General features: G+C 71.4%; 17 protein-coding genes. 6 read left to right on the forward strand and 11 right to left on the reverse strand.

The features are described from left to right. Nucleotides 1-64 precede the first annotated feature (64 nt). Nucleotides 65-661 carry a M48 metallopeptidase family protein gene (locus OG226_RS18445; protein WP_328679205.1) on the reverse strand — a complete coding sequence of 199 codons (597 nt, stop codon included), beginning with the start codon at nucleotides 659-661 and terminating at the stop codon, nucleotides 65-67. A gap of 218 nt (nucleotides 662-879) precedes the next feature. Here OG226_RS18445 and OG226_RS18450 point away from each other — a divergent pair, with 218 nt between their 5' ends. Beyond that, nucleotides 880-2,106: a TOMM precursor leader peptide-binding protein gene (locus OG226_RS18450; RefSeq protein WP_329349498.1), complete on the forward strand. Its 1,227-nt coding sequence runs from the start codon at nucleotides 880-882 to the stop codon at nucleotides 2,104-2,106. Continuing rightward, complete coding sequence (locus OG226_RS18455; protein WP_329349499.1) at nucleotides 2,099-3,487, forward strand: ABC1 kinase family protein; 1,389 nt, start codon at nucleotides 2,099-2,101, stop codon at nucleotides 3,485-3,487. Before OG226_RS18450 ends, OG226_RS18455 begins: the two co-directional genes overlap by 8 nt. Nucleotides 3,488-3,578: 91 nt before the next feature. Here OG226_RS18455 and OG226_RS18460 read toward each other — a convergent pair whose 3' ends face one another. The 5 genes from OG226_RS18460 to OG226_RS18480 form a co-directional block, all read right to left on the reverse strand. After that, nucleotides 3,579-3,788, reverse strand: coding sequence for a hypothetical protein (locus tag OG226_RS18460; protein ID WP_329349500.1), 210 nt, complete (start codon nucleotides 3,786-3,788; stop codon nucleotides 3,579-3,581). 134 nt (nucleotides 3,789-3,922) lie between these two features. After that, entirely contained in the window at nucleotides 3,923-4,252 is a 330-nt protein-coding gene (locus OG226_RS18465; protein WP_043674579.1) for a hypothetical protein, read from the reverse strand. Beyond that, entirely contained in the window at nucleotides 4,249-4,617 is a 369-nt protein-coding gene (locus tag OG226_RS18470; RefSeq protein ID WP_327401442.1) for a WhiB family transcriptional regulator, read from the reverse strand. The genes OG226_RS18465 and OG226_RS18470 overlap by 4 nt, the downstream gene beginning before the upstream one ends. Before the next feature lie 173 nt (nucleotides 4,618-4,790). Continuing rightward, nucleotides 4,791-5,108, reverse strand: a complete 318-nt coding sequence (locus OG226_RS18475; RefSeq protein ID WP_328679209.1) for a hypothetical protein — start codon at nucleotides 5,106-5,108, stop codon at nucleotides 4,791-4,793. A 168-nt stretch (nucleotides 5,109-5,276) separates the two neighbouring features. Further along, on the reverse strand, nucleotides 5,277-7,472 hold the full coding sequence (locus OG226_RS18480; protein ID WP_329349501.1) for an ATP-dependent DNA helicase UvrD2: 2,196 nt from the start codon (nucleotides 7,470-7,472) through the stop codon (nucleotides 5,277-5,279). 184 nt (nucleotides 7,473-7,656) lie between these two features. On the opposite strand from OG226_RS18480, the gene OG226_RS18485 reads away from it, so the two are divergent. Beyond that, on the forward strand, nucleotides 7,657-7,914 hold the full coding sequence (locus OG226_RS18485; protein WP_328679211.1) for a mycoredoxin: 258 nt from the start codon (nucleotides 7,657-7,659) through the stop codon (nucleotides 7,912-7,914). 223 nt (nucleotides 7,915-8,137) lie between these two features. Here OG226_RS18485 and nudC read toward each other — a convergent pair whose 3' ends face one another. From nudC to OG226_RS18510, 5 genes are all read right to left on the reverse strand, one after another. Next, on the reverse strand, nucleotides 8,138-9,082 hold the full coding sequence (gene nudC / locus OG226_RS18490) for an NAD(+) diphosphatase (protein ID WP_019058345.1): 945 nt from the start codon (nucleotides 9,080-9,082) through the stop codon (nucleotides 8,138-8,140). A gap of 156 nt (nucleotides 9,083-9,238) precedes the next feature. Next, complete coding sequence (locus OG226_RS18495) at nucleotides 9,239-10,651, reverse strand: dipeptidase (RefSeq protein ID WP_329349502.1); 1,413 nt, start codon at nucleotides 10,649-10,651, stop codon at nucleotides 9,239-9,241. Between the two features lie 10 nt (nucleotides 10,652-10,661). Continuing rightward, complete coding sequence (locus OG226_RS18500) at nucleotides 10,662-14,234, reverse strand: ATP-dependent DNA helicase (protein WP_329349503.1); 3,573 nt, start codon at nucleotides 14,232-14,234, stop codon at nucleotides 10,662-10,664. A 100-nt stretch (nucleotides 14,235-14,334) separates the two neighbouring features. Beyond that, entirely contained in the window at nucleotides 14,335-17,745 is a 3,411-nt protein-coding gene (locus OG226_RS18505) for an ATP-dependent helicase (RefSeq protein ID WP_329349504.1), read from the reverse strand. Between the two features lie 257 nt (nucleotides 17,746-18,002). Further along, complete coding sequence (locus OG226_RS18510) at nucleotides 18,003-18,389, reverse strand: MGMT family protein (protein WP_328679215.1); 387 nt, start codon at nucleotides 18,387-18,389, stop codon at nucleotides 18,003-18,005. Nucleotides 18,390-18,575: 186 nt separating this feature from the next. On the opposite strand from OG226_RS18510, the gene OG226_RS18515 reads away from it, so the two are divergent. From OG226_RS18515 to OG226_RS18525, 3 genes are all read left to right on the forward strand, one after another. Then, complete coding sequence (locus OG226_RS18515; protein ID WP_329349505.1) at nucleotides 18,576-21,329, forward strand: lysylphosphatidylglycerol synthase transmembrane domain-containing protein; 2,754 nt, start codon at nucleotides 18,576-18,578, stop codon at nucleotides 21,327-21,329. A 131-nt stretch (nucleotides 21,330-21,460) separates the two neighbouring features. Next, entirely contained in the window at nucleotides 21,461-23,005 is a 1,545-nt protein-coding gene (locus OG226_RS18520) for an alpha/beta hydrolase (RefSeq protein ID WP_328679217.1), read from the forward strand. 138 nt (nucleotides 23,006-23,143) lie between these two features. Then, the gene (locus OG226_RS18525; protein ID WP_329349506.1) at nucleotides 23,144-24,700 is read left to right on the forward strand and encodes an alpha/beta hydrolase; all 1,557 of its coding nucleotides are present in this window, start codon (nucleotides 23,144-23,146) and stop codon (nucleotides 24,698-24,700) included. The last annotated feature ends 12 nt before the right edge of the window (nucleotides 24,701-24,712 follow it).

Consider the following 24,712-nt stretch of genomic DNA (forward strand, 5'->3'; position numbering starts at 1 on the left):
CGGCAATCACTGACACCGGAGGAAGTCGGTACAGACCCGGTACACAATCCCCCACAAGAGGGCCTCACTCGTCGCGGGCACCCGGCGGATGGGGCAGCCGCTCAGCCGCGACCACGCCTTCGAGGTAGCCCTTGGCCCGCTCGGTGCGCGGATACGCCTCCAGGAGCCGCCAGAACCGCGGCCCGTGTCCGGGCACCAGGAGATGCGCCAGCTCGTGCAGCAGCACGTAGTCGACGACGTACTCGGGCATTCCCTGCAGCCGGTGGGAGAGGCGGATGCTGCCCTCGGAGGGCGTGCAGGAGCCCCAGCGCGTGTTCTGGTTGGTCACCCAGCGCACGGAGGTGGGCCGGGCGCGGCCGTCGAAGTACTGGGCCGACAGTCGCTCGGCGCGCTCGGACAGCTCGGCGTCACCCAGCACGCGTTTGCTTTCCTGGGCGGCCAGCTTGTCGAGCATGACGGTGACCCAGCGCTTCTCCTCCGCCTCGGACATGCGGGCGGGGATGAGCACGACGGTGCGATCGCCCTCGCGGTACGCGGAGACAGTTCTGCGCCGACGCGCACTCCTGCGGACCTCGATCGCGCTCGCCCCCGAGCCGCTTGGCGGCTGGCTCGTCGTACTGCGCTGTGGTTTTCCGGCGCTGTGCAGTGGGTCGGCGGGCACGGCACGACGTTACCCTCTGCACACGCGGGAAGTCCCGACTCCGGGGCGGTTTCGGTATCGATCCGCCACCAAGCGTTTGATTTGTACGACGAATCCCACAGCCTGTGGACAACTTTCCGCACCCGACGCCCGGGCCGGGCAGGCTGGCATCGCAGGCGGAGCACCGACCGGTTCCGCCGGCACACGGGACGTACTTCCTAGGGCTACGGGGGCCTGTCATGCATCCGATGGTGAAGCCCGCGCTGCGGCGCGGCTGGCGCGATCTCCACACCGTGCAGTTCGGGATGACACCGGCGCACGCCATGACGTTGGGCCCGATGGACACGGCGACGGGCAGTTTCCTGGACCTGCTCAACGGCACACGCGGACTGCCCCTCCTGCGTGAGGAGGGACACCGGAGGGATCTGCCCGAGGGCCAGGTGGACCGGTTGGTGGAGGGGCTGACGCACGCGGGTCTGCTCGACGACGCGCGGGGTGGCGGGCCCGCGGCCGATGCCCTCCGTGCCAAGAAGGACGTCCTCGACCGGCTGCGCCCGGACCTCGCGTCGCTCTGTCTGATCACCGGCGAGCCGGGCGAGTCGATGGGCCGTCTGGCGGCGCGTCGCGAGCTGCGGGTGCAGGTGAGAGGCGCGGGCCGGGTGGGCGCGGTGCTGGCCGCGCTGTTGTCGGGCGCGGGGATCGGCGAGGTCGACGTGCGCGACGGCGGTCACACCGAGCCCTGGGACGTCGCTCCGGGCGGGCTGCCCGCGGAGGCGGTCGGTGAGCGCCGGGACGAGGCGGCGCGCCGCGCGGTTCGTCGGGCGGCGCCGGACCGCCCGCCTCGCCGGACCTCGCGGGCCACGGCGGAGGAGAGCGACCCGGGTTTCTCGCTGGTGATCCTCGCCCCGCGCGACGATGTCGCCGTGCACGCGCCCGACCCGGCCGCCGCCACCGGCCTGATCGTCTCGGGGACCCCTCATCTGTACGCCGGTGTGGTGGAGGGCACGGGAGTCGTGGGCCCGCTGGTCCTGCCCGGCGAGACGTCCTGTGCGGGCTGCCTGCACCACGCGCGCACCGACCGTGATCCGACCTGGCCGCGTCTGGTCGCGCAGTGGCGCTCCGGCAAACAGCCGCAGGTACGGCCGTGCGACCTGACGCTGGCCACGACCGTCGCCGGGCTGGCGGCCGCGCACGCGCTGACCTTCCTGGACGGGCGGTCGCCGTCGAGCGCGGGCGCTCGGTGGGAGGTCTCGCTGCCCGGTCTGGACTGGCACGCGCGACCGGTCTGGGCGCATTCCGCCTGCCCGTGCGGAGCCGCGGAGAAGGCTACGAAGAAAGGTAAGGAGGGACACACCTCTACGGACGAGGATCGACACGCGACAATGGCAGGGGACCGGCCGTCGAGGGATGTGCGCCGTAAGGCAGACTCGGCCCGGCCGGCCGGGACTTGGAGGGCGCATGTCTGATCTTCCCCGCAAGGCGGTCACCCGCACCGCCAAGCTCGCCGCGCTCCCGCTCGGCTTCGCCGGGAGAGCGACGTGGGGGCTCGGGAAACGGATCGTGGGCGAGTCCGCGGAGATCGTCGGCCGCGAGCTGCAACAGCGCACGGCGGAGCAGCTGTTCAAGGTGCTCGGCGAGCTCAAGGGCGGTGCGATGAAGTTCGGGCAGGCGCTGTCCGTCTTCGAGTCGGCGTTGCCCGAGGAGGTCGCCGGCCCCTACCGTGCCGCGCTGACCAAGCTCCAGGAGGCGGCGCCGCCGATGCCGACACGCACCGTGCACGGGGTGCTGACGGAGCGGCTCGGCGAGGACTGGCGGGAGCTGTTCCTGGAGTTCGAGGACAAGCCCGCGGCGGCCGCGTCGATCGGCCAGGTGCACCGGGCGGTGTGGCACGACGGCCGCGAGGTCGCGGTCAAGGTGCAGTACCCCGGCGCCGGCGAGGCCCTCCTCTCCGACCTGACCCAACTGAGCCGATTCGCCCGCCTGTTGGGCCCCCTCATCCCGGGGATGGACATCAAGCCCCTCATCGCGGAGCTCCGCGACCGGGTCTCCGAGGAGCTGGACTACGGCCTGGAGGCGCAGGCCCAGCAGGCGCACGCGGAGGAGTTCGAGGGCGACCCGGACGTCGTGGTGCCCGCCGTGGTCCACCAGTGCGACCAGGTCCTGGTCACGGAGTGGATCGACGGGATCCCGCTGTCCGAGGTGATCGCCGACGGCACCCAGGAGCAGCGCGACCGAGCAGGCCAGCTCCTGGCCCGCTTCCTCTTCTCCGGCCCGGCCCGCACGGGTCTCCTCCACGCGGACCCGCATCCGGGCAACTTCCGTCTGCTGCCCGCCGATCCGGACGGCAAGGGCGACTGGCGGCTGGGTGTCCTGGACTTCGGCACAGTCGACCGCCTTCCCGGTGGTCTGCCGACGCCCATCGGCGACTCGCTGCGCATGACGCTGGACGGCGACGCCGAGGGGGTCTACGAGCTGCTGCGCACGGAGGGCTTCGTCAAGGACTCGATAGAGCTGGACCCCGACGCCGTCCTCGACTATCTCGTGCCGATCATCGAGCCGGCGCAGGTCGACGCGTTCACCTTCAGCCGCGGCTGGATGCGCAGCCAGGCGGCCCGTATCGCCGATCCCCGGTCCCCCGCCCACCAGCTGGGCAAGCAGCTCAACCTGCCCCCGGCGTATCTCCTGATACACCGAGTGACATTGAGCACAATCGGCGTGCTGTGCCAGTTGGGCGCGACGGTACGGCTGCGCGACGAGCTGGAGGAGTGGCTGCCGGGGTTCGTACCGGAGGATCCGGACGAGTACGAGGAGTACCTGGACGAGGAGGACCCCGCGGCGGAGGCGTGAGCCGGGCCGCAGATGACGCGAGTCGGGCCGCTGACGGCGCGAGTCGGGCCGCTGACGGCGCGAGTCGGGTAGTGGGTGGTGCGAGTGCGGTCTACCACCAGGCCGAGTCGAGCCGTCCCTCGATCGCCCAGAGGTTCTCTCTGGCGCAGGAGTCGCAGAAGTAGTGCCGGGTTCCGTGCTCCAGGGAGCAGGTCCAGGTGGGCTGTGGGCCTTCGGACCGGGTGCCGCAGCGGGCGCACACGAGGAGTTGGGGCTTCGCGGTGGAGGCGCCGGTGTCGCTGCCTCCGGGAGGACTCGTCACGCGGTGACGATATCTCCGCGGCCGGGGATCGGCGGGCGGAACGCACCGCGGGGCCGGTCCGTTCGGACGGACCGGCCCCGCGGGGGAGCTTTCGCCTCCCGGGGTCGGGAGGCCACCGCTTCAGGTGTGATCGGTTACTGCATGACGGCCATGGCGAGCGCACGGCGGGCGCGCATCGAGGCGCGCTCGGCCCTGCGCTGCATCCGGCGGGCGGTCACCAGGCGCACGGCCCGGCGTTCCCGCTCGGCCTCGTGCAGGCGCTCGTGCATATGCGCACGAGCCAGAGCTTCTGGGATGAGTTGCATCTCTCGGGTCCTGTTCTGGCGCGACTCGGTCGCACCCGGGGTGGTGAAGTCTGGGATCGCGGAGCCCACGGGCTCGCTGGGAGTGGACGGCTTCATCGGGGCCTGCTTCTTGGGGTCGTGCGTGAGGGGGCGGTCGATCGTTCCGAGGGTGATGTTCATGCCGTGACCGGGTTCTTGCGCGGACGGCCACGCGGCCGCTTGCGGGCCACGACGACACCCTGGACGAAGAGCTCGCCACCCCAGACGCCCCAGGGCTCACGCCGCTCCTTGGCGCCGGCGAGGCAGGCCTCGATCAGCGGGCAGGTGCGGCAGAGGGACTTGGCGTACTCGACATCGGCCGGCGACTCGGCGAAGAAGACCTCCGGGTCGTAGGAACGGCAGGGGACGGGCACGCCCAGGTTCTCGATGGCGTCGTCGAGCGCGGTGAGCGTAGTGAGCGGAGTCAAGGTGGAGTCCTCCGTGAGGCCGGGCGGGGGGATCGTGTCGGAAGGCGGTACGGACGGGGCGTGCGCTTCGAGTTGCACGGTTGTTCTTCCTCGTCTGGTCGGTCCGGCCCTGTTGGGCCGGTTGTCGGCTTGGTACCGGGTTCTTTTCTTGTCCCGAGGCCCCTTCGCTCCGTCGTCCCCGTTCGGGGAAAACAGAAGGGCCGCGGATCCCGGATGGGGTTCCGCGGCCCTGAAGGCGCCGGCCTGATCGATCAGGCTGGATCACTCCAGGGTTCTGGCCCACGGAAGGCCCACATCTGGTGGTGCTGCGTCGTCTGCTTCCGGCTTCCGGCACCGGGCGCAAAGGCATAGGCCTGCGCCTGTGCCCCTACTGCTTCCAGTGCCTTGGTCGGTCGCTCATTGCGCTCACGGACGGGAAGGACCGCGAGAGACAGGGCGGACGTCGGACGGGCGGCAGAAATGCCGGACAGACCGGTGCCCAGGTTCGAAACGCCGAGGATGCACAGGGAGACGACCGAGGGATCGGTCATTTTCACGGTGCTGCTGGAGCGGGTGTTGATGCTGATCACTGGAATCGCCTCCTCTCGGCGTCTCGGGGGACCGGGGGTGAGACCGGTCCTTCGGTTAGGCAAGTACAGCACGGAATCAGGGCCTTCGAGAAGGCCCCCTGTTCCCGTGCCTAAGAACCTATGGGGATTGCTGGGGCATGCGCAAACTATTTTCTCGACGAGTTTGAATCAGTCCTCCGCGACACCCTCCGCAGGCTCCTGACCGCCGCAGATGGCCAGGACATCGGCCCCGTAGCGGTTGAGCTTGCGGACGCCGACGCCGGGGATCCGCGCGAGTTCGCCGTCGTCGTCGGGGACGGTCTCGGCGATCGCCATCAGCGTCTTGTCGGTGAAGACGCAGAAGGCGGGCTGACCGCTGCGCTGCGCCTGGATCTCCCGCCACTCACGCAACCGCTCGTAGAGGCCCTCGTCCATGTCCGAGGGGCAGTCCTCGCAGCGCATCAGCTTCATCTCACCGGCCTCGGTGAGGGTGCGGCCGCAGACCCGGCAGCGGGCCACCGTGCGCTGCGTCCGGCGCGGTACGGCCTTGGGCGTGCCCGCGTAGCCGCGCTCGATGCCTCCGGGGGCCATCGTGCCGGGTCTGCCCGCGGCGCCGGTGGAGCCGGGGCGCAGACCGTCCAGGAAGCGGCTGGGGCGGCGGTTGGGGCGGCCTCCGGGTGAGCGGGAGAGGGCCCAGGAGACGTGGAGCCGCTCTCTGGCGCGGGTGACGCCGACGTAGAGGAGGCGGCGCTCCTCCTCGATCTGTTCGTCGGTCTTCGCGTAGGTGATGGGCATCATGCCCTCGGCGACGCCGACCAGGAAGACGACGTCCCACTCCAGGCCCTTGGCCGAGTGCAGGGAGGCGAGGGTGACGCCCTGGACGGTCGGGGCGTGCTGGGCGTTGGCCCGCTCGTCGAGTTCGGCGACCAGGTCGGCGAGGGTGGCCCCGGGTTTCGCCGTGGTGAAGTCCTGGGCGAGGTTGACCAGGGCCGCCAGCGACTCCCAGCGCTCTCTGACGGCGCCGGAGCCGGCCGGGGGCTCGGTGGTCCAGCCCTCGCCCGAGAGGACGGCACGGACCTGGGAGGGCAGGTCGACGACGTCGTCCAGGAGGGAGTCGTTGCCGCCGAAGCGGGCCGCGCCGCGCAGGGCGATGCCGGCCTTGCGGACCTCGGGGCGGTCGAAGAACCGCTCGGCGCCGCGCAGTTGGTAGGGCACTCCGGCGTCGGCGAGGGCCTGTTCGTAGGTCTCGGACTGGGAGTTCGTACGGACCAGGATCGCGATCTCGCTCGCCGGGACGCCCGCGTCCATGAGGTCGCGGATGCGGCGGGCGGCGCCCTCGGCCTCGGCGGGCTCGTCGGTGTACTCGGCGTAGACAGGCTCGGGGCCCGCGGTGCGCTGGGAGATCAGTTCAAGCCGGTGGTCGGCGGCCCGGCCGCGGGCCTGGGAGAGCAGGCCGTTGGCGAGGTGGACGACCTGGGGTGTGGAGCGGTAGTCGCGGACCAGCTTGACGACGGTGGCGCCGGGGTGGCGGGTGCGGAAGTCGAGCAGATGGTCCGGCGTCGCTCCGGTGAAGGAGTAGATCGTCTGGCTGGCGTCGCCGACGACGCACAGGTTGTCGCGGTCGCCCAGCCACAGCTCCAGGAGGCGCTGCTGGAGCGGACTGACGTCCTGGTACTCGTCGACCACGAAGTGCTGGTACTGCGAGCGGACCTGTTCGGCGATGTCGTGCCGGTCCTGGAGGACGGCGACGGTCAGCAGCAGGACGTCCTCGAAGTCGATGACCGCGCGGTCGCGCTTGACGTCTTCGTAGGTGGCGTAGAGCTGGGCGATCTCGGCGGGGGCACGGGGGACGTCGCGGCCCGCCTTGGCCGCCGCGGCCGCGTAGTCGGAGGGCACGGTCTGGGTGACCTTGGACCACTCGATCTCGGCGGTGACGTCCCGCAGTTCGCCGCGGTCGAGGCGGATACGGCAGGCGGCCGCCGCGTCGGCGACGAGCTGGATCTTGCGGTCGACGAGCCGGGGGATGCTGCCGCCGATCGCTTTCGGCCAGAAGTACTGGAGCTGGCGCAGCGCGGCCGAGTGGAACGTCCGTGCCTGGACTCCGGTGGCGCCGAGCTGACGCAGCCGTCCGCGCATCTCGCCGGCGGCGCGGTTGGTGAAGGTGACGGCCAGCACGCTGGAGGACTGCAGGACCCCTGCGCGCACTCCGTAGGCGATCCGGTGGGTGATCGCCCGTGTCTTGCCCGTGCCGGCGCCCGCCAGCACGCACACCGGGCCGCGCAGGGCGGTGGCCACCTCGCGTTGCTCGGGGTCGAGTCCTTCGAGCACCGCGTCGGCCGAGTCCGGTACCTGCGGGAAGAGGGAGGAGTGCGTTGCTGCTGTCACACGGCCATGCTGCCAGGTCGCCGGAGGCACGTGAGTCGGTTGTCCACAGGGAGGCACCCGCGGTCGTACTAATGCGGCAGGCGTCACGTGCCGCGGGATACCCCCGGCGGGAATGGCGGGTGCGTCGCGTACGTTCACCTTTCCGCGAGGACCCATCCCCCGAGCTGTTGAGGAGCGCGAGAAGATGTCGGGCACTGTGACGATGTACAGCACCACGTGGTGCGGTTACTGCCGTCGGCTGAAGAGCCAGATGGACCGCGAGGGCATCGCGTACAACGAGATCAACATCGAGCAGGACCCGGCTTCGGCGGCGTTCGTCGAGAAGGCGAATGGCGGGAATCAGACGGTGCCGACCGTTCTGGTAATTCCCTCCCAGGGTGGCTCCGAGGTCGTCATGACGAACCCGAGCCTCGCCCAGGTGAAGCAGGCGCTCGGCGCCTGAACGACGGTCGACGCACACAGCTCCGAAGAGGGCGGCCCCTGATCTCAGGGGCCGCCCTCTTTGTCGTCCTCAGGCGCCGGACGGCCTCGCGTGCCACTCGCCAGCACATGGCCGAGTCCTCGACCGGCATGCCGACGGGGCCGAGTTTCCCGCCGTGCCGTAGCGCCAGGAACCGGCTCACGGGCACGGGTCGGACATCCGCACCCCACTGCCCGGAGTCGCCTCAGACGAAGGTGCGCGTCGGCAGCGGCTTGCCGTACCAGAGTTCGATCAGGCGGGCCGCGATCGAGATGCCGTACGGGGGCAGTACTTCTTCGGACTCGAAGGCCGCGCGCAGTTCCTCGCGGGAGAACCAGCGGGCTTCGTGGATCTCGTCGCCGTCGACGTTGATGTCGGTCGAGGTGGCGCGGGCCATGAAGCCGAGCATGAGGCTGGACGGGAAGGGCCAGGGCTGGCTGGCGACGTACTCGACGTGGCCGACGGTGATTCCGGCCTCCTCGAAGACCTCGCGGCGCACCGACTGCTCGATGGACTCGCCGGGCTCGACGAAGCCGGCGAGCGTCGAGAAGCGGCCCTCGGGCCAGTGGACCTGGCGGCCGAGCAGGATGCGGTCCTCCTCGTCGGTGACGGCCATGATCACCGCGGGGTCGGTGCGCGGGTAGTGCTCGGCGCCGCAGGCGGGGCAACGGCGGATGTGGCCGGCCGCGGCGATCACCGTGCGCTCGCCGCAGCGGGAGCAGAAGCGGTGCAGGCGCTGCCAGTTCTCCAGGGCGACCGCGTGCACCATGAGGCCCACGTCCCGGGGTGACAGCAGCAGGCCCGCCTCGCGCAGGCCGGCGGGTCGCGCCGACTGGTCGATACGGCCGGGCAGGGCGTCCTTCTGGAGGGCGAAGTAGCTGACGCCGTCGTCGTCGGTGCCCAGGAAGTAGCGGTGTGCCTCGGTGAGGGGGGCCTCGAAGGAGGGCGTCATGACGAGTTCGGTCTTGCCGTCGGGTGTCTCGTCGATGAGGACCTGGCCGCCGGAGACCACGAAGCAGCGGGTGGTGGGGTGGCTCCACGCCGCGGCGAGCCAGGCCTCGTCGAGCCGGTGGTGGGCGGCTCGGTCGATGCCGCTCGGGGCGGTGAGCGAGATGGGTCGGTCGGCTGTGTGGTCGGTCCAGGTGGTCACGGGTGCTTCCAACTCCCCCGGCAATGCGGATTGTTTCGGCGGGCGGTTCAGCGGGACGTACGGCAGGAGGCGACCGGGTCCGGCGGGGACGGGGTGTGCGGGGCGGTTCTTCCAGTGTGCCTCGCGCGCGGAGCCGTTCCGGATCGCGCGGATTCGTCAGGGCGCGCGGCGCCAGGTGTCGGCGAGGTCTCCCCACAGGTGGGCGGTGGTTTCGACGCCCTTCAGGAGGAGGTCGAGTTCGACCTTCTCGTTCGGGGCGTGCCAGCCGTCGGAGGGGACGGAGATGCCCAGGAAGAGGACGGGTGCCCCGAGGACTTCCTGGAGGTCGGCGGCCGGTCCCGAGCCGCCTTCGCGGGTGAAGAGGACCGGTTTCTCGAAGGCGCGGGCCATGGCGCGGACGACGGACTGCAGGGCCGGGTGGTCCAGGGGCGTCAGGCACGGGCGCGTGGCCGCGCTGAAGGTGATCTCCGTCCGGATTCCGTCGGGCACCTGCTGGGCGGCCCAGGCTCGGACGGCCTTCTCGATGTGGTCGGGGTCCTGGCCGGCGACCAGCCGGAAGGACAGCTTCACCATGGCCGAGGACGGGATGATCGTCTTGCTGCCCGGGCCCTGGTAGCCGCCGCCGATGCCGTTGACCTCGGCGGTGGGGCGGGCCCAGATGCGCTCCAGGGTGGTGTGTCCGGCCTCGCCGTGGGTGGCGTGCGACTTGGCGGTGCGCAGCCATTCCTTCTCGTCGAAGGGCAGCTCGGCGAGGAGTGCGCGCTCCTGGTCGGTGAGTTCGACGATGCCGTCGTAGAAGCCGGGGACGGCCACGCGTGCATGCTCGTCGTGCAGGGCGGCGACGAGGCGGGCGGCAGCGGTCGCCGGGTTGGGTACGGCGCCGCCGAAGGAGCCGGAGTGGATGTCCTGGTCGGGGCCGTGCAGCCGGATCTCGCACTCGGCGAGGCCACGCATGCCGGTGCACACCGTGGGGGTGCCCTCGGACCACATGCCGGTGTCGGAGACGATCACGGCGTCGGCGGCGAGCCGGTCGGCGTGCTCCTCGACGAGTGCCCGGAAGTGCGGGGAGCCGGACTCCTCCTCGCCCTCGATCAGGAGCTTCAGGTGGACGGCGGGGGCGGTGCGGCCGGTGGCGGCGAGGTGGGCGCGGACGCCGAGTGTGTGGAAGAACACCTGGCCCTTGTCGTCGGCCGCCCCGCGCGCGTAGAGGCGGTTCTCGCGGACGACGGGCTCGAAGGGCTCGCTGTCCCAGCCGTCCTCGCGGGCGGCGGGCTGGACGTCGTGATGGCCGTAGACGAGGACCGTGGGTGCCTCGGGGTCGTCGGAGGGCCAGGCGGCGAAGACGGCGGGGGCGCCCGGGGTCGGCCAGACCTCGACGGTCGGGAAGCCGGTCTCCCGGAGTGCGGCGGCGAGCCAGTCCGCGCTGCGCCGGACGTCGGGCGCGTGGTCGGGCTGCGCCGACACGGACGGGATGCGCAGCCACTCGGCGAGGTCGTCGAGGAAAACTGCGCGGTGCTGCTCGATGTACGTGCGGACCGCGCTGACGGCACTGTCAACGGTGTGGCTCATGGTCACGAGCCTATCGGCCCGCACTGACATCCTCGGTGGGCGGTTCCTCACAGTTTGCTTGCGCGCCCGGCTCCTCCAGCAACAGCCGCTCCAGCGCGGCCCGGTCCGGAAGGTTCTCCGGGCGTACGACCTCGCCGCCGCGCACGTACAGGAACGCGGCCGTGACCGTCTCCAGGGGCACGCCCTGCCGCTCGGCCCAGGCCAGCCGGTAGATGGCGAGCTGGAGCGGGTCGGCGGTACGGGTGCGGCTGGTCTTCCAGTCGAGGATCTCGTACGTCGCCTCGTCGCCGTCGCCCTGTTTGTAGACGGCGTCGATACGGCCCCGTACGACGCGGCCGGCGATCGCTAGCTGGAAGGGGGCCTCGACGCGGTAGGGCGTGCGCCGGGCGTACTCGGTGCGCTCGAAGGCTTCCTTGAGGGCCTCCAGGTCGCGTTCGTCGGCGATCTCTGCCTCGCTGCCGGGCAGTTCGTCCGGTTCCAGCATGGGCAGGGTCAGCTCTTCGAAGCGTGATTCCACCCAGGCGTGGAAGCGGGTGCCCCGGCGGGCGGCGGGTTGCGGCGGGCGGGGCAGCGGGCGCGCGAGTTCCTGCGCGAGGGCGTCCGGGTCGGCTGCCAGGAGCATCAGCTGGGTGGCCGTGAGGGAGGCCGGGAGAGGGACGTCGGTGACTCCCCGCCGGGCGCGCAGGAGTTCGCCGGTGAGGGCGTCGAGGTCGCGGTCCCAGGAGGCGATGGCGCGGGCCTCCTCGGGGGTGAGGCGCGTGCCGGGCGGTTCCGTGGGGTGCGGGCGTGCGCCCCCTGGCGCACTGGAGTGTTCGGCGGCGTGCGGGGCTGTCGCCTGGTGCGGGACGGTCGGGCGGTCCGTGGTCCAGGCGTCCCAGTCGGCGGGGTCGTCCTCCGGGAGGGCGTCTTCGGCCTGAACGTCCGTCTCGGGGAGCGATTCCTCGTAGGGAGGCTCCCCGAAGGGGCGCTCGTCGTCAGGCGGTTCGTCGTCCTCCGGGGGCGGGGGCCAGTCCGGGTCGTCGTGGGCGTTCGGGTCGTGGGTGGCCGCGGGGTGGCCCTCGTCGTGGGAGGCGAGGTACTCCAAGTGGTTCATGACCAGCTGGGCGGCTTTGTGGCGGTGGGCCATCGCCGCGTCGTCAAGTGGCAGCGGCCAGGCCTGGTCGGCGGTGGCCGTGTGCAGGGCGGGGTTCTCCTCGCCCTCCTCGGGCTGGTCCGCCCAGGCCTCGATCTCGCCGTATCCGGCCGCGCAGTGGTCGTACAGGGCTTGCAGGAAGTCGGAGGGGCCGCGGGGCTTCTTCTGGGTGGGGCCCCACCAGTGGCCGGAGCCGAGCAGCAGGGAGCGGGGGCGGGTGAAGGTGACGTAGCCGAGGCGGAGTTCCTCGGTGTGCTGGTGGTCCTTCATGTCCCCTTGGAAGGCCTTCAGGCCCTTGGCGTCCCAGGAGGCCACGTCGGGCAGGGTGGCGGTGTCGCCACGCAGCGCGTGCGGCAGGACCTTGCCCTGGGCGGTCCACTTCTCGCGGCCCTGGCTGCTGGGGAAGGTCCCGGTGACCAGGCCGGGGACGGCCACGACGTCCCACTCCAGGCCCTTGGACTTGTGCGCGGTGAGGACCTTGACGGTGTTCTCGCCACCGGGCAGGGCGTTGTCGAGGCCCTTCTCGTACTGGGCGGCGGTGCGCAGGAAGCCGAGGAACGCGAGCAGGGTCGCCTCGCCGTCGCCCGCGGCGAAGGAGGCGGCGACGTCCAGGAAGTTCGACAGGGTCTCGCGGCGGCGGGCGGCCAGGGCGTGCGGGGACGCCGCGAGTTCGACCTCCAGGCCGGTGACGGCGAGGACGCGGTGCAGGACGTCCATGAGGGGGTCGGACAGGGAGCGGCGCAGGTCGCGCAGTTCGGTGGCGAGGTGGGCGAAGCGCGCGCGCGCGTCCGGTGAGAAGGGCAGCCCGTCGTCGTCCCCGGTGCGGTCGGCACCGTAGAAAGGTGTCTCCAGGAACGTGTCGAGGGCGTCGGCGAGCGATATCACCTCGGAGGGGTCGACCCCCTCGACTGCCTCGGCGAGTCGGCGGTCCGGGTCGTCGTCGTCCCCCACGCGCGTGTGGGACACGAGGAACCGGGCGCGTCGGCCCAGGAGGGCGAGGTCGCGCGGGCCGATGCGCCAGCGCGGGCCGGTCAGCAGTCGGACCAGGGAGGCGTTGGCGCCCGGGTCCTGGAGGACCTCGCAGACGGCGACGAGGTCGGCGACCTCGGGCAGGTGCAGCAGCCCGGAGAGCCCGACGACCTCGACCGGGACGTCGCGGGCGACGAGGGCGCCCTGGATCTCGGCGAAGTCGGTGGCCGTGCGGCACAGGACGGCGATCTCGCCGGGCTCCTTCCCGGTCCGTACGAGGTGGGCGATGGAGTCGGCGAGCCAGTCGATCTCCTCGGTGTGGGTGGGCAGCAGCGCGCAGCGGACCGTGCCGTCGCGCTCGGCGCCGGGGGCCGGGCGGAGGGCCTCCACGCCCGCGTGCATGGCGCGCAGGGGTTCCGCGAGGTTGTTGGCAAGGTCGAGGAGGCGCCCGCCGCTGCGGCGGTTCTCGCTGAGCGACTGGCGGGCGGCGAGGCGGCCGTCGGCGTGCGCGAAGTGCTCCGGGAAGTCGTCGAGGTTGGCGACGGACGCGCCGCGCCAGCCGTAGATCGCCTGGCAGGGGTCGCCGACGGCGGTCACCGGGTGACCCGTGCCGGCGCCGAACAGGCCTGCCAGGAGGATGCGTTGGGCGACCGAGGTGTCCTGGTACTCGTCGAGCAGCACGACCCGGAACTCGTCGCGCAGGATGTCGCCGACCTCGGGGCGGGTGCGGGCCAGGGTCGCGGAGAGGGCGATCTGGTCACCGAAGTCGAGCAGGTCGCGCTCGCGTTTGGCGGTCCGGTAGCGGCTCACCAGCTCGCTGAGTTCACGCCGGGCGGCGGCCGCCTCGGGGACCTTGCGCAGCTCGGCGTTGCTGAGCTTGCGGCCCTCCAACGCGCGCAGCAGCTCGGCGTCGTAGGCGCGCAACTCCTCGGGGCGTACGAGGTGTTCGGACAGCTCGCCGTCGAGGGTGAGGAGGTCGCTGACGAGGTCCGGGAAGGAGCGTGTGAGCGCCGGGTAGGGGCCGGGGGCCTCACGTAGCACGCGCGCGGCGAGCTGGAAGCGGGTGGCGTCGGCGAGCAGCCGGGATGTCGGTTCGAGGCCGATGCGCAGGCCGTGGTCGGTCAGGAGACGGCCCGCGAAGGCGTGGTACGTCGAGATCACGGGCTCGCCCGGGGGGTTGTCCGGATCGATGACGTCGGGGTCGGTGACACCCGCCTTGATGAGCGCTTTGCGGACGCGCTCGGCGAGTTCACCGGCGGCCTTGTTGGTGAAGGTCAGGCCGAGAACCTGCTCGGGGGCGACCTGGCCGGTGCCGACCAGCCACACCACGCGGGCGGCCATCACCGTCGTCTTGCCCGACCCGGCTCCGGCCACGATCACCTGCGGGGCGGGCGGCGCGACGATGCAGGCCGTCTGCTCCGGGGTGAAGGGGATGCCGAGGAGCTCTTTGAGCTGATCGGGATCGGTGATACGGGCGGGCATGTCGGAGAGGCTAGCGGCGGCCACTGACAGTCGAGGACCAATCGCCCTCAGGGGTAGAAGAAGCGCAGGTCAACACATGTGGTGCGATAGGTCACGCGAGTTACTCGACGACGTGTCGTCCCTCGGGCCGCGCGCTGCACGAGGCCCGGAACGCGCAGTGCGCGCACTGCTGTCCGGCCGTGGGCGTGAACCGTTCGTCCAGGACCTTGCCCGCGGCCGTGGCCAGCAGTTCACCGGCCCACTCCCCCTCCAGGGGCTCCTGGGCCTGCACCTTGGGCAGGGTCTCGCCGCCGTCCCGTTGCGCGGCGCCCTGGCGCAGCTGGACGAGTTCGGCGCCGCCCGGTTCGGGGCGCACTCCGTCGAAGGCCTCGTCGACGGCGCCCTCGCGGACCGCGAGCTGGTAGACGGCGAGTTGGGGGTGTCGCTCCACCTCGCGGGCGGTCGGTGTGGCCTTGCCGGTCTTGAAGTCGACCACGTAGGCGCGTCCTTCGCCGTCCGACTCGACGCGGTCCATGGAGCCGCGGATGCGCACTTCGTAGTCGCCCGCTTCGAGGGTGACGTCGAAGTCGTGCTCGCTGGCGACCGGTGTACGGCCCGTACGGACACTGTTGGAGTCGACGTGCCACTTCAGGAAGCGTTCGAGCGCCACGCGCGCGTTGTCCTTCTCCTGTACCGACTTCCAGGGCGCGTCGAAGGCGAGCGCGTTCCACACGGTGTCGAGGCGCTCCATGAGGGCGTCGAGGTCGGCGGGCGTGCGTCCGGAGGCGACCTCGTCGGCGAGGACGTGCACCACGTTCCCGAAGCCCTGGGCGGCGGTCGAGGGCGCGTCGGCCTTCACCTCGCGGCCCAGGAACCATTGCAGGGCACAGGTGTTGGCGAGCTGGTCGAGGGCGCTTCCGGAGAGCACGACGGGCTGGTCGCGGTCGCGCAGCGGCACCTTGCTCTCGGTCGGGTCGTACATGCCCCACCAGCGGTACGGGTGCGCGGACGGGACCAGCGCGCGGCCCTCCTCGTCGGCGAGCGCGGCCAGCTTGGCCAGTCGGCGTGCGGCGGCCTCCCTGAGGGTCTCGGACACGCGCGGGTCGACGGTCGTGGCGCGCAGCTCGGCGACCAGTGCGGCGACCGACAGCGGGCGGCGCGGGCGGCCGGTGACGTCCTTGGGCTCGACGCCGAGTTCGGTGAGGAAGCGGGACGGCTGGTCGCCGTCGTCCGCGGGTGCCTTCACGGCGGTGACGACGAGGCGTTCACGCGCCCGTGTGGCGGCGACGTAGAACAGGCGGCGTTCCTCGGCGAGCAGGGCCCCCGGGGTGAGTGGTTCGGCGAGTCCGTCGCGGCCGATGCGGTCGGCCTCCAGGAGGGAGCCGCGTCGGCGCAGGTCCGGCCACAGGCCCTCCTGGACGCCTGCTACGACGACCAGGTTCCACTCCAGGCCCTTGGAGCGGTGTGCGGTCATCAGGCGTACGGCGTCGGGGCGTACGGCACGCCGGGTGAGCGTGTCGGCGGCGATGTCCTCGGCGTCGATCTCCTCCAGGAAGTTGAGGGCGCCCCGGCCCCCGGTGCGCTCCTCCGCACGGGCGGCGGTCGCGAACAGCGCGCAGACGGCGTCCAGGTCGCGGTCCGCGTTGCGTCCGGCCGCGCCGCCGCGCAGTGCGGCCCGCTCCAGGCGCCCGGGCCAGGGTGTGCCCTGCCAGAGGTCCCACAGCGCCTCCTCGGCCGTACCGCCGCCCGCCAGGCGCTCCCGTGCCTTGCGCAGCAGCGCGCCCAGGCGCTGGGCTCCCCGCGCGTACGTCGGGTCGTGCGCGACCAGCCGCTCCGGCTCGGCGAGCGCCCGCGTGAGCAACTCGTCCGAGGGCGGCGGCACGGGGTTGCCACCGGCCCGCTCCTCCTCGCGCAGCGCCCGGCCCAGGCGGCGCAGGTCGGCGGCGTCCATGGCGGCGAGGGGGGAGGCGAGCAAGGTGAGGGCGGTTTCGGCGTCGAGCCAGGAGGGGGCAGCGGGCTCTTCGGGACCGGCTTCCGTCGTGGCCTGTTCATCGTCGGCTTCCGACACAGCGTCTTCTACGTCGTCGTCCTCCCCTACGGCTCCTGCGGCTTCGGGGTCGTCCTCGGGCCGTACTGATGCCTCCGCCGCCGCCACCGCCCGCAGGGCCGTCAACAGCGGTGCCACCGCCGGTTCGTGGCGCAGGGGCAGGTCGTCGCCGTCGATGTCCAGGGGGACGCCTGCCGCGGTGAGGGCGCGTCGGATCGTGGGGATGGTCCGGGAGCCGGCGCGTACCAGGACGGCCATGTCGCTCCAGGGGACGCCGTCCTCCAGATGTGCCCTACGGAGGATGTCGGCGATGTTGTCCAGTTCCGTGCCGGGTGTCGGGTACGTGTACACCTCGACCCGGCCGCCGTCCCGTACCGGGGACAACTCGCGGTGGGCACGCACCTTCTGCGCCGGGAGCCTGGTCAGGGGCATGCGCTGGGTGAGCAGGCGGGTAGCGGTCAGCAGGGCGGCGGCGGAGCGGCGGGAGGTCCGGAGCACCTCTACGGGGGCCGGAATGCCGTCCGCGCGCGGGAAGGCGCTCGGGAATTCCAGGATGCCGTTCACGTCGGCGCCCCGGAACGTGTAGATCGACTGGTCGGGGTCGCCGAAGGCGACGAGGTTGCGGCCGCCGCCGGCGAGGGCGTGCAGCAGTCGTACCTGGGCAGGGTCGGTGTCCTGGTACTCGTCCACGAACACGGCGTCGTACTGCGCGGCTAGCCGCTCGGCGACCTCGGGGCGCTGGGCGAGAAGCACCGCGCGGTGGACCAGTTCCGCGTAGTCGAGCACTCCTTGGAGGTCGAGTACGTCGAGGTACTCGGCGAGGAAGGCGGCGGCGGCACGCCAGTCGGGGCGGCCGATGCGGCGGGCGAAGGCGTCCAGGGCGCCAGGGCCCAGGCCCAGTTCGCGACTGCGGGCGAGGACCGCGCGGACCTCGTCGGCGAAGCCCCGGGTGGTGAGACAGGCCCGCAGTTCGTCCGGCCAGCGCACGTGGGCGAGGCCGAGCCGCTCCAGGTCGGGCTGGCCGGCGAGCAGTTCGCGTACGGCGACGTCCTGTTCGGGGCCGGACAGCAGCCGTAGGGGCTCGACGAACAGTTCGCTGTCCTGGTGGGCGCGGACCAGGGCGTAGCAGAACGAGTGGAAGGTGGTCGCGCGGGGCGCGCGGGCGGCGCCGATGCGCAGCGCCATGCGGTCGCGTAGTTCGACGGCCGCCTTGCGGCTGAACGTCAGCACGAGGATCCGCGCGGGGTCACCTCCCCGGGCGATCCGTGCCGCGACGGACTCCACGAGGGTGGTGGTCTTGCCGGTACCCGGACCTGCGAGGACGAGCAGCGGACCGGTCTCGTGGTCAACCACGGAGCGCTGTGGCGCGTCCAGACGAGGGGGAGCGGGCCGGGTCGGCGGGGTACGCACCAGTCGGTAAGCGCCACGGTTCCCCTGTCGCACCTGGGGGTGCGACAGGCGCCTGGTGGAGGAAGAGGAGCTCACGTGGTTCGCCGGTCCTGGTGGGTGTGCTGGTTGCCTGACCACCGCGCGTGGAGGGCGGTGACCGCGTGGTGAGGGGGACAGGTGCAGCCGACGCTACGCCGACGGGTCGTAGGGAAGCAGGACTTCCGCGCGTTCCCTCACGGCTCGCGCGACCCTCGCGTCCCTCGCCCCTCGAACGTACGGCATGCCACGGACGTGCCGGGTTTCCCCCGTACGGGCCACAGGTCGCCCCGGAGCGCGGCCGATGGCGGAAGCTGTCAGGTGTGACCGTCCGCGCGCTCGCCGCCGTCCCATCGCGCCCGTCTCATGTCGACGCGCGGCAGGTGACCCTCGGCGGCTCTGCTCGCCTCCTTCAGAGGGGTGCCCTCCGCTCGGTAGTTGTCGAGCGCCCGCAGCTCGTGGCCAGGGAGCAACGTGCCGTCCGCGCGGACGACCCGCCACCACGGAACGACTCCCCCGTAGAGGGCCATCACGCGACCGACCTGGCGTGGGCCGCCCTCCTCCAGCCATTCGGCGACATCGCCGTACGTCATGACGCGCCCGGGCGGAATCCGCTCGGCCACGTCGAGGACGCGCTCGGCGTACTCGGGCAGCGCGTCGCCGTGCTCGGGGCCGGTGTCGTCCGGAAGGCTCTCCTCGCTCATCCGTCCCATCCTGCCGCACCCCACCGACAACGCGACGCGCTGGCGACTCTGCGTATCCCTCGCCCCGGAGCGGCGCGTGGGGCAGACTGTGCGCCCCCGCATTTGCACCCTGATGCCCCCGTGTGTCGGTGGGACATGCCACCATCGTGCGGGCGGTGACCGGTGATACGAGATCAAGAAGAGACGATGAAGCAGCAGGGTGTGCACCCCGAAGACGCGGAGGGCACCTCTGACGCTGCGTCGCGCCCGGACACCGCCGACGCCCACGAGCAGGACCCCGCGGAGGGACCCGCCGAGACGCCCGCGCCCGGCTCCGTGCCCGGTCTCGACGACTGCGGCGACGACCCGCACGTCGAAGAGGTCGAGGGCGACGAACCACTGCTGCCCGCGCGCGTGCACCGCCCTTCCGATCTCATGCGCCTCCTGGTGGGCTTTCTCGCGATCGTCGTACTGCTCGCGATCGCCGCGTTCGCGCACGGCACGACGTCGGGGCTCGAACAGGACATCAACAAGGGCACCGGGCAGGCGCCCGACCTGCTCATCAAGATCGCGGGGCTGGCGTCCAGCATCGCCATCCTGCTGGTGCCGGTCGCGTTCGCGATCGAGCGGCTGATCAAGCGGGACGGGCTGCGCATCGCCGACGGCGTGCTCGCGGCGGTCCTCGCCCACGGAGTGACACTCGCCACGGACCTGTGGGTCGCCAAGGCCGCCCCGGGCTCCATCCAGGAGGCGCTCACCCAGCCCTCCCCCGGCGACATCCACGCTCTCACGGACCCGGTGCACGGCTATCTGGCGCCCGTCATCGCCTACATGACGGCCGTAGGCATGTCCCGGAGGCCGCGTTGGCGCTCCGTGCTGTGGATCGTGCTGCTGCTCGACGCCTTCTCGATGCTTGTCACCGGGTACACGACGCCGTTCTCGATCATCCTGACGGTGCTGATCGGTTGGACCGTCGCCTACGGGACGCTGTACGCAGTGGGTTCGCCGAACGTCCGTCCTACCGGACGGACGCTGATGGCGGGCCTGCGGACGGTCGGCTTCCACCCCGTGGGCGCGGCCCGCGAGGAAGTCGTCGACACGGAGAACGGCGACCGCGGCCGGCGCTACTTCGTGACCCTGGAGGACGGTCCACCGCTGGACGTCACCGTGGTCGACCGTGAACAGCAGGCCCAAGGCTTCTTCTACCGGGCGTGGCGCAATCTGACGCTGCGCGGCTTCGCGACCCGCAGCAGCCTCCAGTCGCTGCGCCAGGCGCTGGAGCAGGAGGCCCTGCTGGCGTACGCGGCGATCGCGGCCGGGGCCAACGCCCCGAAGCTGATCGCGACCTCGGAACTCGGCCCCGACGCCGTGATGCTCGTCTACGAGCACACCGGTGGGCGCACGCTCGACTCGCTCGCGGACGAGGAGATCACCGACGATCTGCTGCGCCTGACCTGGCACCAGGTGCAGGCACTGCAGTCGCGGCGCATCGCCCACCGCAGGCTCGCCGGTGACGCGATTCTGGTGGATCGTTCCGGCAGCGTGATCCTGACCGATCTGCGCGGCGGCGAGATCGCGGCCGGTGAGCTGCTGCTGCGTATGGACGTGGCCCAGTTGGTGACGACGATCGGTCTGCTGGTGGGCGCCGAGCGCGCGGTGGCCTCGGCGGTCGGTGTCCTCGGCCCCGACGCCGTGGCCGACTGTCTGCCGATGCTCCAGCCGATCGCGTTGTCGCGCTCCACGCGCGCGACGCTGCGACGCCTGTCCAGGGAGCGGGCCCAGCGGGAGCGCGACGCGATCCTGGAGGCGTCCCAGCAGACCAGGCTGGCCCGCGCGGAGGAGGCTTCGGAGGGCTCAACGCCCGTACTCGAAAAGCCCGACAAGAAGGCCGTGCGCGCGGAGCAACGGGCCGAGAAGCGGGCCATCGACGAGGCGTTGGACGAAGCGCGCGAGGAGGATCTGCTCACCCAGATCCGTCATCAGGTGCTGCTGATCAGGCCGCAGGCGCACGTCGAACCGGCCCGTCTGGAGCGGGTGCGGCCGCGCACGCTGATCAGTTTCATCGCGGGCGCGATCGGCGCGTACTTCCTGCTGACGCAGCTCACGCACATCGAGTTCGGTCCGCTCGTCGCCAACGCCCAGTGGGGCTGGGTGGCCGCGGCCGTGCTGTTCTCGGCGCTGAGCTACTTCGCTGCGGCGATGGCCCTCCTGGGGTTCGTGCCGGAGCGCGTGCCGTTCCTGCGGGCCGTGGGGGCGCAGGTCGCCGGGTCGTTCGTGAAGATCGTCGCCCCGGCCGCTGTCGGCGGTGTCGCCCTGAACACGCGCTTCCTGCAGCGTGCCGGGGTGCGGCCCGGGCTCGCGGTGGCGAGTGTCGGCGCGTCGCAGTTGTTCGGTCTGGGCTGCCACATCCTGATGCTGCTGTCGTTCGGCTATCTGACCGGCACCGAGAAGACGCCATCGCTGTCGCCGTCCCGGACGGTCATCGCCGGTCTGCTGACGGTGGCGGTGCTCGTGCTCGTGGTGACCTCGGTGCCGTTCCTGCGGAAGTTCCTCGTCACGCGCGTGCGGTCGCTTTTCGCGGGCGTCATCCCGCGCATGCTCGACGTGCTGCAGCGGCCGCAGAAGCTGGTCACCGGCATCGGCGGCATGCTGCTGCTGACGGCCTGCTTCGTGATGTGCCTGGACGCGTCGATCCGGGCGTTCGGCGACCAGTCGACTTCGCTCAGCCTGGCCAGCGTTGCCGTCGTCTTCCTCGCGGGCAACGCGCTCGGTTCCGCGGCCCCGACCCCGGGCGGTGTGGGCGCGGTCGAGGCGAGCCTGACCCTCGGTCTGATCGCCGTGGGCCTCCCCAAGGAGGTCGCAGCTCCGGCGGTGCTGCTGTACCGGCTGCTGACGCTGTGGATCCCGGTGCTGCCGGGCTGGCTGTTCTTCAACCACCTGTCCCGCAAGGGCTCCCTGTAGAGCACGCGCAGGAACACACGTGGTGCACGCACGCGTGCCTCACGACCTAGGCGTGCAGGGCACGCACGCGTGCGTACCTCGTACGGCCCGCGCCCCGAGCGCACCGCCGTGTACGACCCCAGGATGGGTTCATGCCGAACCCATCCCGGCTGCGTGCCGCTGCCCTGACCGCCACTGTCGTCCTGCTGTCCGCCACGCTGGCGGGCTGCGGCGGCGACTCCAAGGACGAGGATCCGACGGCCCAGAAGCTGAGCTGGAAGGACTGCCCGGCCCCGTCCGAGTCGGAGGGCGGCGGCTCAGCGCCGTCACCGCTGCCGAACGGCACCAAGTGGCAGTGCGCCACCATGAAGGCGCCGCTCGACTGGAGCAAGCCCAAGGGCGACACGATCGGACTCGCCCTGGTGCGGGCGAAGGCCAGCGGCGCCGCGAGCAAGCGGATCGGCTCGCTCGTCTTCAACTTCGGCGGCCCCGGCGGATCGGGCGTCACCACGCTGCCCGCGTTCGGCGAGGACTACGCGACCCTGCGCACCCGCTACGACCTGGTGAGCTTCGACCCGCGCGGAGTGGGCCGCAGCGCCGGCGTCGAGTGCGAGAGCGACTCCCAGCTCGACCAGTACTTCCAGCAGGACGCGACACCGGACACAACGGCCGAGCGCACCAAGCTCCTGGCCAACACCAAGCAGTTCAACGCGGCCTGCGAGAAGCACTCCAAGAAGATGCTCCCCCAGGTGCGCACCACCGACGCGGCCCGCGACATGGACCTGATGCGCCAGGTCCTCGGCGACGACAAGCTGCACTACTTCGGCATCTCCTACGGCACCGAACTCGGCGGCGTCTACGCCCACTTGTTCCCCAAGCACGTGGGGCGCGCCGTCTTCGACGCGGTCGTCGACCCCACGCAGAACTCCGAACAGGGCTCGCTCGGACAGGCCAAGGGCTTCCAGCTCGCGCTCGACAACTTCGCCGACGACTGCACGTCGAAGACCACGGACTGCCCGGTTGGCGACACCGCGCAGGACGTCAAGGACCGCATCGCCAAGCTGCTCAAGAGCCTCGACGGCAAGCCGATCCCGGGCATCTTCCCCCGCCAGTTGACCCAGACCGCCGCGACGAACGGCATCGCGCAGGCGCTGTACTCGAAGGACTTCTGGGAGTACCTCACCGAGGGTCTCGAACAGGCCTACAGCGGTGACGGCAAGGTCCTCATGGCGTTGTCCGACTCGATGAACGGGCGCAGCGAGAACGGCGAGTACAGCAACATCACCGCGGCGAACATCGCCATCAACTGCGCCGACGACAAGCCGAGATACACCGCCGACTACGTGGAGGGGAAGCTGCCCGAGTTCCGGGCCGCCTCTCCCCTCTTCGGTGACTTCCTCGCCTGGGGCATGGTCAGCTGCACCGACTGGGCCGTGCCGGGCGCCGCCGACCACCCCGACGTGAGCGCGGCCGGGTCGGCGCCGATCCTCGTCGTGGGCAACACCGGCGACCCGGCCACGCCGTACGAGGGCGCGAAGAAGATGGTGGACGCGCTGGGCAGGGGCGTCGCCGTCGAGCTGACGTACAAGGGCCAGGGGCACGGCGCGTACGACAGCAAGAACAAGTGCGTGCAGAGCGCGGTGAACGGCTATCTGCTGAACGGGAAAGTCCCGGCGGCCGGCACCGTCTGCTCCTGAACCCACCCCCGAAATCTGGGCAAAAGCGCAGGTCAAAAGGTTATCCACAGGCCGTCACGGGCTCGGCTCGTGCCGCCTACTATGGCCTGACCGCCATCCGCGGCGTGACGCGGACGGCCTGCGAGGGGGGAAATGTACATGGCGCGATTCGTACGGTGGACGGCCCTGATGGCCGCCGCCGCACTGCTGACGGCCGGTTGTAGCAGCGGCTCGTCCGACGGCGGCGAGGACGGCGCGGGCGCGGGGGACGCCAAGCCGTCCACGGCCGACTCGTCCTCTTCCACTACGGCGGCGCTGCCCGCGTCACTGACCGCGCAGAAGCTGGACTGGGGGCGCTGCAAGGCCACCGCCGACTCGGCCACGCCGAGCAGTGACTGGCAGTGCGCGACGCTCAAGGTACCGCTGGACTGGGCGAAGCCGGGCGGCTCGACGATCGGGCTCGCGCTGATCCGCTCCAAGTCGACGGGCGGCGACCGCATCGGCTCGCTGCTGTTCAACTTCGGCGGCCCGGGCGGCTCGGGTGTGGACTACATGCCGGCGTACGCCACCACCGTGTCCTCGCTGCACGAACGCTACGACCTGGTGAGCTGGGACCCGCGCGGGGTCGCCGCCAGCGAGGGCGTCCGCTGCCGCGGCGACAAGGCGATCCAGGCCTCCGAGGACATCGACGCGACGCCGGACACACCGGCCGAGGAGAAGACGTACTTCCAGGACGCCACCGACTTCGGCAAGGGCTGCGAGAAGGCCGCCGGGAAGCTGATGGCGCATGTGTCGACGACCGACACGGCCCGCGACATGGACCTGATGCGCCAGGTCCTGGGTGACACGAAGATGCACTACTTCGGCATCTCGTACGGCACTGAACTCGGCGGTGTCTACGCCCACTTGTTCCCGAAGAACGTGGGACGGCTGATCCTGGACGCGGTCGTCGACCCGAGCGCCGACACGGTGGGCCACGCGCTGAACCAGACCCGGGGTTTCCAGCGCGCGCTGGACGACTACCTCAAGTCGAGGGGCCAGGACCCGGCTCAGGGCTCGAAGAAGATCGCGGCCCTGCTGAAGCGGATCGACGCCAAGCCGCTGGCCACCTCGACCGGGCGGGAGCTGACCGAGACGCTCGCGCTGACCGGCATCGTCCTCCCGCTGTACAGCAAGCAGAGCTGGCCCACGCTGACCAGCGCGCTGAACTCGGCGGAGGAGGGCGACGGTTCGGAGCTGCTGGCGCTCGCCGACGGCTACAACGACCGTGACAGCGCGGGGCACTACGGCACGACGACCCATTCCCAACGGGTCATATCGTGCTTGGACGACAAGCAGCGGCCGACGCCCGAGCAGACGCAGAAGCTGCTGCCCGAGTTCGAGAAGATCTCCCCCGTGTTCGGCGACTTCCTGGGCTGGGACACGGCCGGGTGGTGTCACGACTGGCCGGTGGCCGGGCAGTACGACACCCCGGAGGTCAGCGCGCCCGGTGCGGCGCCGATCCTGGTGGTCGGCAACACCGGGGATCCGGCGACGCCGTACGAGGGTGCCCGCAAGATGGTCGACGAGCTGGGCAAGGGCGTCGGTGTGGAGCTCACCTGGAAGGGCGAGGGCCACGGGGCGTACGGGAGTGGGAGCGACTGTGTCGACTCGACGGTGGACGCGTATCTGCTGAGGGGGACGGTGCCCAAGGACGGGAAGGTCTGCGCCTCGTAGCCGGAGCGGTCC

The organism is Streptomyces sp. NBC_01261 (assembly GCF_036226385.1).
Taxonomy (GTDB): Bacteria; Actinomycetota; Actinomycetes; order Streptomycetales; family Streptomycetaceae; genus Streptomyces.

Bases quoted from the DNA above. Each gene is read 5' to 3' on its own strand.
- OG226_RS18495 (WP_329349502.1), bottom strand. From the start codon at position 10,651: ATGAGCCACACCGTTGACAGTGCCGTCAGCGCGGTCCGCACGTACATC.
- OG226_RS18485 (WP_328679211.1), top strand. From the start codon at position 7,657: ATGTCGGGCACTGTGACGATGTACAGCACCACGTGGTGCGGTTACTGC.
- OG226_RS18500 (WP_329349503.1), bottom strand. From the start codon at position 14,234: ATGCCCGCCCGTATCACCGATCCCGATCAGCTCAAAGAGCTCCTCGGC.
- OG226_RS18450 (WP_329349498.1), top strand. From the start codon at position 880: ATGCATCCGATGGTGAAGCCCGCGCTGCGGCGCGGCTGGCGCGATCTC.
- OG226_RS18520 (WP_328679217.1), top strand. From the start codon at position 21,461: ATGCCGAACCCATCCCGGCTGCGTGCCGCTGCCCTGACCGCCACTGTC.
- OG226_RS18525 (WP_329349506.1), top strand. From the start codon at position 23,144: ATGGCGCGATTCGTACGGTGGACGGCCCTGATGGCCGCCGCCGCACTG.
- OG226_RS18515 (WP_329349505.1), top strand. From the start codon at position 18,576: ATGAAGCAGCAGGGTGTGCACCCCGAAGACGCGGAGGGCACCTCTGAC.
- OG226_RS18455 (WP_329349499.1), top strand. From the start codon at position 2,099: ATGTCTGATCTTCCCCGCAAGGCGGTCACCCGCACCGCCAAGCTCGCC.
- OG226_RS18465 (WP_043674579.1), bottom strand. From the start codon at position 4,252: ATGAACATCACCCTCGGAACGATCGACCGCCCCCTCACGCACGACCCC.
- OG226_RS18510 (WP_328679215.1), bottom strand. From the start codon at position 18,389: ATGAGCGAGGAGAGCCTTCCGGACGACACCGGCCCCGAGCACGGCGAC.